The sequence below is a fragment of the Pseudomonas sp. LAMO17WK12:I10 genome (assembly GCF_900215185.1).
Lineage (GTDB): Bacteria > Pseudomonadota > Gammaproteobacteria > Pseudomonadales > Pseudomonadaceae > Aquipseudomonas > Aquipseudomonas chlororaphis.
This window is the reverse complement of sequence record NZ_OBDX01000013.1, coordinates 53,465-67,733: the sequence shown is the minus strand read 5'-3', so window position 1 is coordinate 67,733 and position 14,269 is coordinate 53,465. Positions and strand designations below refer to the sequence as shown.

The window sequence follows — 14,269 nt, the reverse complement described above, 5'->3', positions numbered from 1 at the left end:
TCGCGCCTTACCACCGCGACACCCCTGCGAACGGACTCGCCTGGCTCCCTCGGTTCAGGTGACTCCCTGGCGCCCTCCTCGGGCGCCTTTTTTGCTTTCAACCCCCGCACAAAACCCTGTAGCCGCTGCCGCAGGCTGCGATCGCCCCGAAGGGGCGCAACGACCTCAAGACCCATGAAGGCCCTGCGGGCCTTATCGCAGCCTCGCGGGCTCGGCAGCGGCTACAGGGTCGCTGCCAGGCTTCATGTAGCCGCTGCCGCAGGCTGCGATCGGCCCGAAGGGACGTGGCGATCTCGAGCCCCATGAAGGCCCTGCGGGCCTATCGCAGCCTCGCGGGCTCGGCAGCGGCTACAGGGTCGCTGCATCATCCGGCGAGTCTCCCAACCACAAACAATGCTATTTTTTGCCGCTCGCGGCGCAGCCAGGCGCCGCCACTTCTACAGGGAACGTATCGATGCAGACCGCCGTCCAGCCTTGTCCATTGCCCAGCCACTCCAGCATTGCCAACCTGGCCGTCGGGGCGAGCTTCATCGATTGCCGCCAGGTCCTGGCCAACGACCCCGAACGCACAGCCATGCGCCACCTGCTCAACCTGATGAGCCAGACCCCGGCCTGGATCGACCGGATGATGGGCCTGCGCAACCGCGTGGTGCAGTTGTTCGGCCTCAAGGACCTGGGGCGCCTGACGCAGATCGACCTGACCAGGGCGGACGAGGATTACCGGCCGGACGACCGGGTCGGCATCTTCACCCTGGTTGCCCAGGCCCCCGACGAGGTACTGGTGGTGGACCGCGACCAGCACCTGGACGTGTACCTGTCCCTCAACCGCCTGCCGCTGACCGCCGAAGGCCAACGCCCGGTGGTGCTGTCCACCGTGGTCCACCCGCACAACCTGCTGGGGCGCCTGTACATGCTGCCGGTGGCGCCGTTCCATCGGCTCATCGCGCCCATGACCCTGGCCAACATCAATCGCCGCTGAACCGCCACATTCAAGGACACTGCCATGCAGACACCCGAGTTCGACGTTGTAGTAGTAGGCCTAGGCGCCATGGGCGCAGCGACCCTGTACCAGTTGGCCAAGCGTGGCGTGAAGGTGGCCGGCATCGACCGTTTTGCCCCACCCCACGACCAGGGTTCGAGCCATGGCGACACCCGCATCACCCGCCAGGCCGTGGGCGAAGGCGCCGCCTATGTGCCGCTGGCGATCCGTGCGCAGCAGATCTGGCGCGAGCTGGAAGCGCAGCAGGATGCGCCGTTGTTCGAGCAATGCGGGGTGCTGGTGATGACGTCCAGCGCCACCCCGGGCGGCCAGGACGGCGCGCCGGACTTCACCGAAAACACCCTGGCCCTGGCCCGCCAATTCGGCATCGAGCATGAGGTGCTAGATGCCGCGCAGATCCGCCAGCGCTTCCCGCAGTTCGCGCCGATCCACGACAGCGCCCTGGGTTACTTCGAGCCCGGCGGCGGTTATGTGCGGCCGGAGCGTTGCATCGACGCGCAGCTGACCCTGGCGCGCCAGTTGGGCGCAACCCTGATCACCGGCGAGACGGTGCTGGATATCGACAGCACCCCGGACCGGGTGCAGGTCACCAGCCAGAACCGGCGCATCAGCGCAACCAAGGTGGTGGTCTGTGCCGGGATGTGGTCCAGCCAATTGCTCGGCGCGCCGTTCGACAAGTTGCTGCGGGTGTGCCGGCAGACCTTGTACTGGTACCAGTTGGCGGAACCGCTGATCTTCCCCAAACACTCGCCAAGCTTTATCGTCCACGGCGCGAGCGACGAGCAGACCTGCTACGGCTTCCCGCCGATCCCCGGCGAAGGCAGCATGAAGATCGCCACCGAGCAGTACCGCGAGACTTCGACGCCGGACAGCCTGGACCGCCAGGTCAGCGCGGCGCAGAGCGAAGCGATGTACCGCGACCTGGTGCTGGCCACTATCGCCGGGGTCACGCCGCGACTGGTGAAGTCCGCGGTCTGCGCCTACACCGTGACCCCGGACTCGCACTTCATCGTCGACGAGCACCCGCGCCTGGCCAACGTCACGGTAGTCAGCGCCTGTTCCGGCCACGGCTTCAAGCACTCGGCGGCGATTGGCGAAGCCCTGGCCCAGCGGCTGGTGGACGGACGCAGCGAGATCGATTTGAGTGCATTTTCCCTGGCGCGCTTCGGCCATTGAGCGGTGCCTGGATGCCCTGTGACGGGGCGCTTTCCGGGAAGAAACGATTCAGTGACGTTTTTCCTTCTGTGGGTGCCGCTTTCAACCTTGCCCCTTCGTTCAGTCTCTACGATTCTGTAGAGACCCCCGCGGGGCGGCGCCAGACCGCCCTGGGCAAAACAACAGGAGCGCCCCATGAAGAGCGTCGCTGAAGTACTGAAGTTGAAGGCCAAGCACAACCAGCAAGTACACACCATCGCGCCCCACCAGATGGTGCTCGAAGCACTGATGCTGATGGCCGAGAAGAACGTCGGCGCCCTGCCCGTGATGCAGAACGGCGAAGTGGTCGGGGTGATCAGCGAACGCGACTACGCGCGCAAACTGGTGCTGCACGGCCGCTCCTCGGTGGGCACGCCGGTCAGCGCGATCATGAGTTCGCCGGTGATCACCGTGGACTCGCACCAGAGCGTGGAAACCTGCATGGGCATCATGACCGACAGCCACCTGCGGCACCTGCCGGTGGTGGAAGACGGCCAGTTGCTGGGCCTGCTGTCGATCGGCGACCTGGTCAAGGAAGCCATCGCCGAACAGGCCAACCTGATCCGCCAGCTGGAACAGTACATTCGCGGCGAGTAGCCTCCTCCCTGGTAGCCGCCTTTGGGCGGCTACATTCCCCCGCACACCTATCTTCTGTAGGAGCGAAGCACACAGTGTGTAGCCCCTTACCAGGCGCCGTTTACCCCGCGGTGAAGAACTGCCGCCCATCGCGCTTGAGCAAATCCAAAAGCAGCTGGGCCGCCGGCGACAGGTAACCTTCGGTCCGCACCAGTACCACGATGCTGCGATGCATGCGGGTTTGCGCCAGCGGCACTTCCCGCAGGTGAGCGATGCCCTTGAAGTCGTCCAGGGTTTCCCGGGCCAGGAAGCTCAGCAGCCCGGTCTTGGCAATCAGCCGCGGCAGCAGGGAAATGGTGTTGGTCTCGATCTGCACCGACGGCAGTGGTAGCTGGTGGCTCTGGAACACACTGTCGATCCAGCGACGGGCCGAGACCCCGGTTCCCGGCAGTACCCAACGGTAGTCACACAGATCTTGCAGGCGCATCGGCGTGTCGAACACCGGGTGGTCGCGGCTGGCCACCACCACGGCCTGATCTTCGAACAGGGTGTGATGGCTCAGGTGCGGGTCACCCTCGGACAGCGGACAGATCACCATGTCCAGGCGCCCCGAACGCAGGGATTCGCGGAGCACGTCGTCCTGGCCGATCACCAGGTTCAGGGTGATGTCCGGGGCGCGCTCCAGCAGGGTCGCGGTCATTTGCGGCAGCAAGTGCTCGGCCATGCTGGCGGCACAGCCCAGGCGAATATTGCCGAGCACGCCGCTGGCAAAATCGCGCACCTCGCGATAGGTCTCGGCGATGTTCTGCTGCAACTGCCGCGCGCGCTGTTGCAGCAACTGGCCCACCGCCGTCAGCTTGATCCGCCGCCCGTCACGCTCGAACAGCTTGGTGCCGAAGGACTCCTCCAGGCGCTGGATGCTCTTGGTCAGCGCCGGCTGGCTGCGATTGAGCTTCTGCGCCGCGCGCCCGAGGTGGCCGAGCTCGGCGATGGTTTCGAAATAGGTCAGGTCGCGCAGGTCCATGATCGATAAACCAGAGTTATTGATTGATCACAATTAGAAACTGGACTTGATCAATTGCGCTATCAATAATTTGCTCCGAAGCGCTGGTAGCAACGGTCCCGCAACAGGAACGGCCAGCGCGCTGGAGAATGCCCTTGCCTCGTCCCTCGCCTTTGTCCCTGTCCGCCTGGCCCCTTGCCCTGCAATGGCTGGCGCTGCTGATCCTCGCCGGCAGCGCCGGGCAACTGCTGAACCACTTCGAGGTGCCCGCCGGGCAGTTTCTCGGGCCGATGCTGGTGGCCATCGGTTTCGGCGTCAGCGGCGCCAGCATCCGCGTGCCGCGCCAGGCCTTCCGCCTCGGCCAGGGCTCGGTCGGGGTCCTGGCCGCCCACTCCATGACCATGGCGGTGCTGGCCTCGATGGCCCAGTCCTGGCACGTGATGCTGTTCGCCACCTTGCTCACCGTCTGCCTCAGTGCCCTGGTCGGCCTGGCGCTGGTGCGCCTCGGCGGCCTGCCACCCAGCACCGCGGCCTGGGGCACCGCGCCGGGGGCGGCCTCGGCCATGGTCGCGATGGCCGACGATTTCGGCGCCGACTCGCGGGTGGTGGCCACCATGCAGTACGTGCGAGTGGTCTGCGTGGTGATGATCGGCGCCCTGGCCGGCCACTGGATCGGCGTGCCGGCCGGCGGCAGCCAGGCCCACAGCACCGAGGTGGTGCTGCAGACCTTCACCCTGCTCAACCTCGGCCTGACCCTGGGCATCATCGTGCTCGGCGTGCTGCTCGGCTCACGGGTGCCGGCCGGGGCCCTGCTGGTGCCGCTGCTGATCGGCGGCGCGCTGCAGATCTCCGGACTGCTGCACATCACCCTGCCCGGCTGGCTGCTGGCCCTGGCCTATGGCGCCATCGGCTGCTACATCGGCCTGCGCTTCGACCGGCCGACCGTGCGCTACGTCTGGACCCGCCTGCCGGCGATGATCTTCGGCGCGGTGCTGCTGATCGCCCTCTGCGCGCTGTCGGCCTGGCTGCTGGCGCACTGGCTGGACAAGGATTTCCTCTCGGTCTACCTCGCCACCAGCCCCGGCGGCCTGGACGCCATGACGATCATCGCGGTGGACACCCACTCCGACGTCGGCCTGGTGCTGGCCATGCAGACCCTGCGGCTGTTCGCGGTGATCGTCAGCGGCGCTTTTTTCGCCCGGCTGATCATCAAGTGGTCGCGCTGAACCCTGGGGCCGCGCGTCTTTAAACACTCTGAAATAGTAAATCCACGCGCCATCCGCCCTTCCCTGGCCCCGCCGCCAGGCGCCTGAATACAGGCTTCAAGCCGCCGCCCTGCAGCGCCCCGGGCCGTTTCAGCAGCGGCCCGGAAGCTTATTTCCCTCGCGAATAAGAAACGTCTTGCCGCGGCTGTTGTTACCATGGCGCACATTTGCGTGAAGATTTAATGACTGGCAGGTTTTTCGTGAATTTCATCCGGCGTGTTTTCCATCATCCCCTGGCCCCCCTCGGCGCACTGCTGAGTCTGGTGCTGCTCGTGCCCCTGGTGGCGCGCGCGCTGCTCGGCTGGTCCGACCCCCTGGGCTATCTTTCCGACCTGGGCACCGCGGGCCTGTTGACCCTGCTGCTGTACCGCCGGCCCTGGTGGCTGGCCCTGCCGGTGCTGCTGGTGTGGAGCCTGCTGAGCATCGCCAGCGCCGAGCTGGTCAGCGCCGTGGGCCGCCTGCCCAATGCCTCCGACCTGCATTACCTGTTCGACCCGCAGTTCGTCGGCAACTCCACCGGCGGCGGCCTGGCCCATCCCTGGCTGGCGGCGGCGCTGCTGTCCGGGCTGGCGTTGTGGCTGGGCGTGCAATGGGCCGCCCGCGGCACCCGCGCCCCGCGCTTGCCGCGCCATGCCTGGACCGCCCCGGCGCTGCTGTGGCTGGCCCATGGCGGCGTGCAATACCTGAACCCCAGCGAAGCCGATCAATGGCGCCTGTTCAACCTGCCGCACCAGTTGCTCGCGGCCGCCGCCGGCCAGGGCCAGGTACAGCTGGAACAATGGCTGGAAGGCGATGTGCCCGAGCTGCCGGTGCAGATGGCCGGCCTGACCCAGCTCGACCTCGACGGCGAGCCGTTGCTGGCCGCCCCGGGCCAGGCGCGCAACGTGCTGGTGATCGCCCTGGAAGGCATTCCCGGGGCCTATATCAAGACCAACCGCGAGGCCCTGCACAGCCGCTACCAGGACAACCTGATGCCCAAGCTCAGCGCCTGGGCCGAACGCGGCATGAACACCCCGGACTACGTACTGCACAGCCACCAGACCATCCGCGGCCTGTACGCCATGCTCTGCGGCGACTACGACAAGCTCGACAACGGTACGCCCAAGGGCATCGAGTTGCTGACCCAAAGCCAGCGCAACCAGGCCTGCCTGCCGGCCCAGTTGCGCAAGCAGGGTTTCAATACCCATTACCTGCAAGGCGCCGGCCTGCGCTTCATGGCCAAAGACAAGATCATGCCGCACATCGGCTTCGACTCGACCCACGGCCTGGAGTGGTTCAGCAACGCCAACTACCTGGACTTCCCCTGGGGCAAGGACGACAAGGCCTTCTTCGAAGGCGCGCTGGACTATGTCGGCCAGCTGAGAAAGCAGAAGCAGCCGTGGATGCTCACCCTGCTGACCGTCGGCACCCACCAGCCCTACTCCGCGCCGGAGGAATACCTCAACCGCTTCGACACACCCAAGCAGGCCGCGGTGGCCTACCTGGACGATGCCATCGGTGAGTTCATGGACCAGCTGGAGCGCCAGGGCGTGCTCAAGGACACCCTGGTGGTGATCACCTCGGACGAATCCCACGGCATCGATGGCGTGCGCCTGGCCTCGTCCTGGGGTTTCAACCTGATGCTCGCCCCGGAGCAGACGCAGTTGCCCAAACTCAAGTCCGGGACCTACGGCCATGTCGACCTGAGCGCCTCGGTGCTCGACTACTTCGGCTTCCAGGTACCGGACAGCCTCAGCGGCCGCTCGCTATTTCGCGACTACGCCCTGGGCCGGGAGATCATGTCCTACACCAACGGCAAGCTGCGTTATCACGATGGCCAGGGCACCCTGACCGAGTGCGATTTCCAGCAGCGTTGCCGCTACTACGCAAGCCCCGGTTTCATCGCCGACAGCGCCACCTTCAAGGGCCAGTACGGCGGCCTGCGGGCGCGCCAGATCAGCGCCCGGGCCGAAGGCCTGGACCGCACCCTGCTGCAATCGCCGCTGAACCTGCACTACCAGTTCGGCAGCCCGGCGATCATCCCGCTGCAGGCGCAGATCAAGGATGACTGGGCCGACAACCTGATCGGCGCGCAGTACCTGGAAATGCCCAAGGGCTCGCTGACCCGCGTGCGCTTCACCGTGCGTTCGGCCGACCCGCAGCAGAACGCCTACATCCTGCTCAAGGGCAAGGAGCGCGAGCAGGACGTGCCCCTGGGCCTGCCGGAAGAGATGCTGGTCACCCCCGAGCAGCCGCTGGAAATGGACTTCAGCTTCGCCAACCCGGAATCGCGCAAGGCCTTCTCCTTCCACCTGCTGGGCTACGGCCTGGGCGCGGTGGAAGTCAGTGACTTCAGCGTGATCACCGAACTGCCGGGGCAAGAGCAAGACAGCGAAGAACCCCAGGACGACAACCCGCACGCCTCCTGAATCGCCTCCCCGGGACGCTGAACGGCAGCACGACCGTCCAGCTCCCGCGCCCTTGTCTAAACTCCTCGTCAGGCACAAGGTATGGCCTCGCTGCGGTCCGCAGCGCCACCGCCGGAGTACGAGGACGCACATGACCGACACCCTGGACACCCCTCTGGAGCAGCTGCAGCGACTGATGGCCGAGCGCCCCTTCATGGTCCTCACGGGCGCAGGCATCAGCACCCCTTCGGGGATTCCCGACTACCGCGACAACGACGGCGTGCGGCGCGGCCAGCAACCGATGATGTACCAGGAGTTCCTGGCCGAACCCAAGGCCCGGCGCCGCTACTGGGCACGGGCCATGCTCGGCTGGCCGCGGATCCGCCAGGCCCGGCCGAACGCGGCCCACGAGGCCCTGGCGCATTTACAGGCGCGGCAGAAAATCGCCGGCTTGATCACCCAGAACGTCGACACCCTGCACGACCAGGCCGGCAGCCGCGATGTGATCGAACTGCACGGCAACCTGCACCGGGTGGTCTGCCTGGATTGCCGCCAACGCAGCGATCGGCAGGCGATCCAGCAATTGCTGGAACTGCACAATCCCTACCTGGCCGGCGTCGACGCGGTGCAGGCGCCCGACGGCGACACCCTGCTCGACCCGGTGTTCGAAGAACGTTTCCAGGTGCCCCGCTGCCCTCATTGCGCTGGCGAGCGGCTGAAACCGGATGTGGTGTTCTTCGGCGAAAACGTGGCCCAGGCCACCGCGGCCAAGGCCCTGCACAGCATCGAGCAGGCCGCCGGCCTGCTGGTGGTGGGTTCGTCGCTGATGGCCTATTCGGCCTTTCGCCTGTGCAAGGTCATGGCCGACCAGGGCAAGCCGCTGATCGCCATCAACTTCGGCAAGACCCGCGCCGACGAGCTGCTGAACCTGAAGATCACCGCCTCCTGCGAGCAGCTGTTGCCGCTGCTGGCCGAGCGCCTGAGCTCCTAGGCAACCCCCGACAGGCGCTCGGCCAGACCGGCCCCGCGCAAAATGTCGAACAGCGCCTGGGCCGCGCTGGACAGCTCATGCCCGGGGTTGGTCAGCACGCCGATGGCGCGTTCCACCACCGGGTCGCGCAGGGTGATGCAACGCGCGCCCAGCTCGCGCATCTGTCCGGCGCACAGGGCCGGCACCGCGCTGACGCCGAGACCGCTGGCGACCATGCGCCCCACTGTCGCCAGTTGATGGCTTTCGAATTCCACCGGCAGTTTCATGTCCCGCGCCAGCAAATGCTCTTCAAGCATCACCCGCACCGTGGACGGCCGTTGCAGGGTAATGAAGGGCTGTTCCAGCAGCGATTGCCAGTCGATGTCCTTCAGGTCGGCCAGGGGTGAATCGCTGGGCACCACGGCCACGAAGCGGTCGATGTACAGCGGGGTGAATTGCAGCGACGCGCTTTGCTGCGGCTCGAAGGCCACCCCCAATTCCACCTGGCGGTCGCGAACCATCTCCAGCACCTGCTCGTTGATCACGTCGTTGACCGTGACGTTGACCTGCGGGTAACGCGCGCGAAAGGTCTTGAGAATCGGCGGCAGCAGGTTGCCGGCAAAGGACGGCATGGCCGCCAGGGTCACCCGCCCGCGCTGCAGGGTGAAGCGCTGGCGCAGCTCGTCCTCGGCGTTGTCCCAGTCGGCGATCAAGCGCCGTGCCAGGGGCACCAGCGCTTCGCCTTCCTGGGTCAGGGCGACATTGCGCGTATTGCGGCTGAACAGGCGCCCGCCGAGGCCGTCCTCCAGGGCCTTGATGGTCAGGCTCAGGGCCGACTGCGACAGGTGCAGGCGCTCGCAGGCCACGGCGAAACTCAGGCTCTGGGCCACCGCCAGAAAGGCGCGGATCTGTTTGACGGTCATGCTCTGCCCTCGGGATAGACTGTTGAGCTTTATCTATCAATCAACCTTAAAAATCAACTTAACAAATCAATCCCCTGGCGCAACACTGCTGCTCACTCTCTTCATACGGCCAGCCAGCCGGCTGGCAACGCAAATACCAATAACAAGAGGATGTGCAGATGGCAGGTTTCGACAAGCGCGTGGCGTCCTATGAGGAAGCCCTCGAAGGTCTCAAGGACGGCATGACCGTGATCTCCGGCGGCTTCGGCCTGTGCGGCATTCCGGAAAACCTGATCGCCGAGATCAAGCGTCGCGGCACCCGCGACCTGACCGTGGTCTCCAACAACTGCGGTGTCGACGGCTTCGGCCTCGGCGTGCTCCTGGAAGACCGGCAGATCAGCAAGGTGGTGGCCTCCTACGTCGGTGAAAACGCCCTGTTCGAGAAGCAACTGCTGAGCGGCGAAATCGAAGTGGTGCTGACCCCGCAAGGCACCCTGGCCGAGAAAATGCGCGCCGGCGGCGCCGGCATCCCGGCCTTCTTCACCGCCACCGGCGTCGGCACCCCGGTCGCCGACGGCAAGGAAACCCGTGAATTCAACGGCCGCGCCTACCTGATGGAAGAGTCCATCACCGGCGACTTCGCCATCGTCAAAGGCTGGAAAGCCGACCACTTCGGCAACGTGGTCTACCGCCACACCGCGCAGAACTTCAACCCGCTGGCCGCCACCGCCGGCAAGATCACCGTGGTCGAGGTCGAAGAGATCGTCGAGCCGGGCGAGCTGGACCCGACACAGATCCACACCCCCGGCATCTACGTCGACCGGATCATTTGCGGCACGTTCGAAAAACGCATCGAACAGCGCACCGTGCGCAAGTAATCGCCCGCCCAACGACTGACGGAGAATAAAAAATGGCTCTTACCCGCGAACAAATGGCTCAACGCGTCGCCCGCGAACTGCAGGACGGTTTCTACGTGAACCTCGGCATCGGCATCCCGACCCTGGTGGCCAACTACATCCCCGACGGCATGGAAGTGATGCTGCAATCGGAAAACGGCCTGCTCGGCATGGGCGCCTTCCCCACCGACGACGAAGTCGATGCCGACATGATCAACGCCGGCAAACAGACCGTCACCGCGCGCATCGGCGCGTCGATTTTCTCTTCCGCCGAATCCTTCGCGATGATCCGTGGCGGCCATATCGACCTCACCGTGCTCGGCGCCTTCGAGGTCGACGTGCAGGGCAACATCGCCTCGTGGATGATCCCCGGCAAGCTGGTCAAAGGCATGGGCGGCGCCATGGACCTGGTGGCCGGCGCGGACAACATCATCGTCACCATGACCCACGCCTCGAAAGACGGCGAGTCGAAACTGCTGTCGCGCTGCAGCCTGCCGCTGACCGGCGCCAACTGCATCAAGCGCGTGCTGACCGACCTGGCTTACCTGGAGATCGAGAACGGCGCGTTCATCCTCAAGGAGCGCGCCCCGGGCGTGAGCGTCGAGGAAATCGTCGGCAAGACCGCCGGCAAGCTGATCGTGCCGGCCCACGTGCCTGAAATGCAGTTCGCCTGAGGAGCAACCAGACCATGCAAGACGTCGTAATCGTTGCCGCCACCCGCACCGCGGTCGGCAGTTTCCAGGGTTCGCTGGCGAACATTCCCGCGGTCGATCTGGGGGCCGCGGTGATCCGCCAGCTGCTGGCCCAGACCGGCCTGGACGGCGCCCAGGTCGATGAAGTGATCATGGGCCAGGTGCTCACCGCCGGCGCCGGGCAGAACCCCGCGCGCCAGGCCGCGATCAAGGCCGGCCTGCCCCACTCGGTGCCGGCGCTGACCCTGAACAAGGTTTGCGGCTCCGGCCTCAAGGCCCTGCACCTGGGCGCCCAGGCGATCCGCTGCGGCGACGCCGAGGTGATCATCGCCGGCGGCCAGGAAAACATGAGCCTGGCCAATTACGTGCTGCCCAGTGCCCGCACCGGCCTGCGCATGGGCCACAGCCAGATCCTCGATACCATGATCAGCGACGGCCTGTGGGACGCCTTCAACGACTACCACATGGGCATCACCGCCGAGAACCTGGTGGACAAATACGCCATCACCCGCGAAGCCCAGGACGCCTTTGCCGCCGCCTCGCAGCAGAAGGCCGTGGCCGCCATCGAGGGCGGGCGTTTCGTCGATGAGATCACCCCGATCCTGATTCCCCAGCGCAAGGGCGAGCCCGTGGCCTTCGCCACCGACGAGCAGCCGCGCGCCGGCACCACCGCCGAATCCCTGGGCAAGCTCAAGCCGGCCTTCAAGAAAGACGGCACGGTCACCGCCGGCAACGCCTCGTCGCTGAACGACGGCGCCGCCGCGGTGATCCTGATGAGCGCCGCCAAGGCTCGGGCCCTGGGCCTGCCGGTGCTGGCGAAGATCGCCGCCTACGCCAACGCCGGGGTCGACCCGGCGATCATGGGCATCGGCCCGGTGTCGGCCACCCGCCGCTGCCTGGACAAGGCCCGCTGGTCCCTGGAGCAGCTGGACTTGATCGAAGCCAACGAAGCCTTCGCCGCCCAGGCGCTGTCAGTGGGCAAGGAGCTGGGTTGGGACGCGAGCAAGGTCAATGTCAATGGCGGCGCCATCGCCCTCGGCCACCCGATCGGCGCCTCGGGCTGCCGGGTACTGGTGACCCTGCTGCACGAAATGCTCAAGCGCGATGCCAAGAAAGGCCTGGCCACCCTGTGCATCGGTGGCGGCCAGGGCGTGGCGCTGGCCATCGAACGCTAACGCTTACCGCGCACCACGGCCGGCCCTCGGACCCACGACATCCGGCGGCTGGCCGGCAATACGCCCGGCGCACCCCATGGTGCGCCGGGTTCGTCTTGCGGCCCGGCAGACGCCGGACCGAGGCCGCTGGCAGCCACCCATCCGTCAGCTACATTCAACTCATGCGGCTGGCGAGACTCGTTTTCCACGCCTTCCTGCCCACTGACTCACGGCTGAGACAGTCCAGGCCGATGCGTGGAGCCTTATCCGTCGAAGCCGGATCACAGCGCTAAAGGCCGCATGGGCAGAGCCCGGCATGCCACCCAGTCCTTCGCCTGCTTCATCGACCCGATAACGAGGAGCGGAACATGCGCCCGATCAGATCCCTGCTCTACACCGGCTTTTGCATAGTGCTGGCGGGGCTGGCCAGCCTCCAGGCCAGTGCCGGCCCCTCCTTCGACGCGGACAGAAAAGGACTCGAGAAACTCTCGACCAGCGCCGGCGCCGAGCTGCACCGAGGCTTGCAGAAATCCCACGAAATGCTGATGTACCTCGAACTGCGGGACACCCTGCATGCCACCGAGGCCAAGGCAGCGGCCCTGGAGCATTTCAACGAGTCGGTCGCCCTGTACAAGAAAGTTACTGCAAGCGCCCCCGAGCAGAAGATCCTCTACCAGCCCCGGGATGACAGTGAGAAAGACGCCATCAGCGCCTTCCAGAACCGCTTGCAAGAGTTGGATATCGCGGTGCCCGACACCGAGAAACAGCTGGCCAACCTGGCCGTCACTGTGGTGACCAGGCATATCCATGTGCTGGAAAGGTCCAGCTTCAAGGCGACCAAGGCCGACTACACCCCCTTGCGCAAGGTCCTGCGCTCGCAGGCCCTGTTGCTCGACCTGGGCCTCCTCAGCTCCATTGTCTGGAGCCTGTCGGCCGACCAGCCCGGCGGGAGCCATTAGCACCTTGCCCCCCAGAGGCTGTCACTGCGACTTCGGCTTGCCCATCAGCAACAGCAACGACAAGCCGGCAAACCCCGCCCCGGCGTAGAACGTCAGCGCCGCGCCATGGACCTGCCACAGCCAGCCGGCGATCACGCTGGCCAGCAGCAGGGCCATTCCGCTCAACAGGTTGAACACGCCAAAGGCCGTGCCCTTGAGGTCGGCGGGCGTGGTGTCGGCCACCAGGGTGGCGAGGATGCCCTGGCTGAAGCCCATGTGCAGGCCCCACAGGGCGACGCCGAGCAGCACCAGCGGCACCGATTCGGCATAGGCCAGCACCAGGTCGGCGAGGATCAGCAACAGCAGGCCGACGCTGAGCAAGGCGCTGCGGTTGATGCGGTCCGACCATTTGCCGACCGGATAGGCCGAGACCATGTAGAACCCGGCCATGACCACCATCACCAGCGGCACCCAGGCGGCGGAGAAGCCCAGTTGCTGGGCCCGCAACACCAGGAACGCCTCGCTGAAACGGGCCAGGGTGAAGGCCGCGCCGATGGCCACCACCCACCAGTAATGCCGGGAAAACCGCCGCAGCGAGGCCAGCCGCAATGGCGACTGGAAGTGCCGGCTGCCGGGGGCATGCTCGGGTTCGCGGATGGCGAAGACCAACAGCGCCACGGCCAGCGCCGCGGGAATCACCGCCAGCCACAGGACCTGGGCGATATCGTTGGCCAGCCACAGCATCAGGCCGATGGCCAGGATCGGGCCGAGGAACGCCCCCACGGTGTCCAGCGACTGGCGCAGGCCAAAACAGGCGCCGCGAATTTCCGCCGGGGCCACGTCCGCCACCAGGGCATCCCGTGGCGCGCCGCGAATGCCCTTGCCGATGCGGTCCAGCAGGCGCGCGCTGAACACCAGTTCCGCCGAACTCGCCAGGGGGAACAGCGGCTTGGTCAGCGCCGCCAGGCCGTAACCCAGTAGCAGCAGTTCCTTGCGCCGGCCGATAAAGTCGCTGAGGGCGCCGGAAAAGACTTTCACGATCAGCGCCGTGGCTTCCGCCACCCCTTCGATGATGCCGACCGCCAGCATGCTGATACCCAGGGTGCCGACCATGTACAGCGGCAACAGGCTATGCACCAGCTCGGACGACACGTCCATGAACAGGCTGACGAATCCCAGCGCCCAGACCGTGCGCGGAATGCCGCGGCTCAGGGGCTTTCCGGTGTCGCTCATTGCAGGTTCCGACATGACAGACAGTCCTCAAGGGGTACAAACGCTACCGGTCGTTTCAA

General features: G+C 66.1%; 13 protein-coding genes. 10 read left to right on the top strand and 3 right to left on the bottom strand.

Annotated elements, in window-relative coordinates; translation table 11 throughout:
* The first annotated feature begins 454 nt into the window (after positions 1 to 454).
* From CRO75_RS15815 to CRO75_RS15805, 3 genes are all read left to right on the top strand, one after another.
* Positions 455 to 979 carry a DUF2867 domain-containing protein gene (locus CRO75_RS15815; RefSeq protein WP_097136658.1) on the top strand — a complete coding sequence of 175 codons (525 nt, stop codon included), beginning with the start codon at positions 455 to 457 and terminating at the stop codon, positions 977 to 979.
* A gap of 24 nt (positions 980 to 1,003) precedes the next feature.
* Entirely contained in the window at positions 1,004 to 2,176 is a 1,173-nt protein-coding gene (solA, locus tag CRO75_RS15810; RefSeq protein ID WP_097136657.1) for an N-methyl-L-tryptophan oxidase, read from the top strand.
* A 174-nt stretch (positions 2,177 to 2,350) separates the two neighbouring features.
* Positions 2,351 to 2,791 carry a CBS domain-containing protein gene (locus tag CRO75_RS15805; RefSeq protein ID WP_009043197.1) on the top strand — a complete coding sequence of 147 codons (441 nt, stop codon included), beginning with the start codon at positions 2,351 to 2,353 and terminating at the stop codon, positions 2,789 to 2,791.
* A gap of 100 nt (positions 2,792 to 2,891) precedes the next feature.
* Here the strand turns inward: CRO75_RS15805 and CRO75_RS15800 are convergent, their stop codons facing one another.
* A complete protein-coding gene (locus CRO75_RS15800; RefSeq protein ID WP_097136655.1) occupies positions 2,892 to 3,794 on the bottom strand; it encodes a LysR family transcriptional regulator in 903 nt (300 codons plus the stop codon).
* Between the two features lie 128 nt (positions 3,795 to 3,922).
* On the opposite strand from CRO75_RS15800, the gene CRO75_RS15795 reads away from it, so the two are divergent.
* From CRO75_RS15795 to CRO75_RS15785, 3 genes are all read left to right on the top strand, one after another.
* The gene (locus CRO75_RS15795) at positions 3,923 to 4,999 is read left to right on the top strand and encodes an AbrB family transcriptional regulator (protein WP_092418484.1); all 1,077 of its coding nucleotides are present in this window, start codon (positions 3,923 to 3,925) and stop codon (positions 4,997 to 4,999) included.
* 221 nt (positions 5,000 to 5,220) lie between these two features.
* Positions 5,221 to 7,446, top strand: a complete 2,226-nt coding sequence (locus CRO75_RS15790) for an LTA synthase family protein (RefSeq protein ID WP_097136653.1) — start codon at positions 5,221 to 5,223, stop codon at positions 7,444 to 7,446.
* A 130-nt stretch (positions 7,447 to 7,576) separates the two neighbouring features.
* Positions 7,577 to 8,416: an NAD-dependent protein deacetylase gene (locus CRO75_RS15785; RefSeq protein ID WP_097136651.1), complete on the top strand. Its 840-nt coding sequence runs from the start codon at positions 7,577 to 7,579 to the stop codon at positions 8,414 to 8,416.
* Here CRO75_RS15785 and CRO75_RS15780 read toward each other — a convergent pair.
* Entirely contained in the window at positions 8,413 to 9,318 is a 906-nt protein-coding gene (locus CRO75_RS15780; protein WP_097136649.1) for a LysR family transcriptional regulator, read from the bottom strand. The two genes, CRO75_RS15785 and CRO75_RS15780, sit on opposite strands and share 4 nt — an antisense overlap.
* Before the next feature lie 158 nt (positions 9,319 to 9,476).
* Between CRO75_RS15780 and CRO75_RS15775 the strand changes: the two genes are divergently transcribed.
* From CRO75_RS15775 to CRO75_RS15760, 4 genes are all read left to right on the top strand, one after another.
* Positions 9,477 to 10,175 (top strand): CoA transferase subunit A, encoded by a 699-nt coding sequence (locus CRO75_RS15775; RefSeq protein WP_007920583.1) that lies wholly within the window; start codon positions 9,477 to 9,479, stop codon positions 10,173 to 10,175.
* Positions 10,176 to 10,207: 32 nt separating this feature from the next.
* A complete protein-coding gene (locus CRO75_RS15770) occupies positions 10,208 to 10,867 on the top strand; it encodes a CoA transferase subunit B (RefSeq protein ID WP_009043191.1) in 660 nt (219 codons plus the stop codon).
* A gap of 14 nt (positions 10,868 to 10,881) precedes the next feature.
* Complete coding sequence (locus CRO75_RS15765; RefSeq protein ID WP_097136647.1) at positions 10,882 to 12,060, top strand: acetyl-CoA C-acetyltransferase; 1,179 nt, start codon at positions 10,882 to 10,884, stop codon at positions 12,058 to 12,060.
* A gap of 347 nt (positions 12,061 to 12,407) precedes the next feature.
* Positions 12,408 to 12,998, top strand: a complete 591-nt coding sequence (locus tag CRO75_RS15760; RefSeq protein ID WP_097136644.1) for a hypothetical protein — start codon at positions 12,408 to 12,410, stop codon at positions 12,996 to 12,998.
* 21 nt (positions 12,999 to 13,019) lie between these two features.
* On the opposite strand, the gene CRO75_RS15755 is transcribed toward CRO75_RS15760, so the two are convergent.
* Positions 13,020 to 14,225 carry an MFS transporter gene (locus CRO75_RS15755; RefSeq protein WP_097136642.1) on the bottom strand — a complete coding sequence of 402 codons (1,206 nt, stop codon included), beginning with the start codon at positions 14,223 to 14,225 and terminating at the stop codon, positions 13,020 to 13,022.
* Positions 14,226 to 14,269 lie beyond the last annotated feature (44 nt).

What these genes read in the sequence shown, in the direction of transcription:
- CRO75_RS15765 (WP_097136647.1), top strand. Translation starts at nt 10,882, where the DNA reads ATGCAAGACGTCGTAATCGTTGCCGCCACCCGCACCGCGGTCGGCAGT.
- CRO75_RS15800 (WP_097136655.1), bottom strand. Translation starts at nt 3,794, where the DNA reads ATGGACCTGCGCGACCTGACCTATTTCGAAACCATCGCCGAGCTCGGC.
- CRO75_RS15815 (WP_097136658.1), top strand. Translation starts at nt 455, where the DNA reads ATGCAGACCGCCGTCCAGCCTTGTCCATTGCCCAGCCACTCCAGCATT.
- solA (WP_097136657.1), top strand. Translation starts at nt 1,004, where the DNA reads ATGCAGACACCCGAGTTCGACGTTGTAGTAGTAGGCCTAGGCGCCATG.
- CRO75_RS15770 (WP_009043191.1), top strand. Translation starts at nt 10,208, where the DNA reads ATGGCTCTTACCCGCGAACAAATGGCTCAACGCGTCGCCCGCGAACTG.
- CRO75_RS15805 (WP_009043197.1), top strand. Translation starts at nt 2,351, where the DNA reads ATGAAGAGCGTCGCTGAAGTACTGAAGTTGAAGGCCAAGCACAACCAG.
- CRO75_RS15790 (WP_097136653.1), top strand. Translation starts at nt 5,221, where the DNA reads ATGACTGGCAGGTTTTTCGTGAATTTCATCCGGCGTGTTTTCCATCAT.
- CRO75_RS15785 (WP_097136651.1), top strand. Translation starts at nt 7,577, where the DNA reads ATGACCGACACCCTGGACACCCCTCTGGAGCAGCTGCAGCGACTGATG.
- CRO75_RS15795 (WP_092418484.1), top strand. Translation starts at nt 3,923, where the DNA reads ATGCCCTTGCCTCGTCCCTCGCCTTTGTCCCTGTCCGCCTGGCCCCTT.
- CRO75_RS15760 (WP_097136644.1), top strand. Translation starts at nt 12,408, where the DNA reads ATGCGCCCGATCAGATCCCTGCTCTACACCGGCTTTTGCATAGTGCTG.
- CRO75_RS15775 (WP_007920583.1), top strand. Translation starts at nt 9,477, where the DNA reads ATGGCAGGTTTCGACAAGCGCGTGGCGTCCTATGAGGAAGCCCTCGAA.
- CRO75_RS15780 (WP_097136649.1), bottom strand. Translation starts at nt 9,318, where the DNA reads ATGACCGTCAAACAGATCCGCGCCTTTCTGGCGGTGGCCCAGAGCCTG.
- CRO75_RS15755 (WP_097136642.1), bottom strand. Translation starts at nt 14,225, where the DNA reads ATGTCGGAACCTGCAATGAGCGACACCGGAAAGCCCCTGAGCCGCGGC.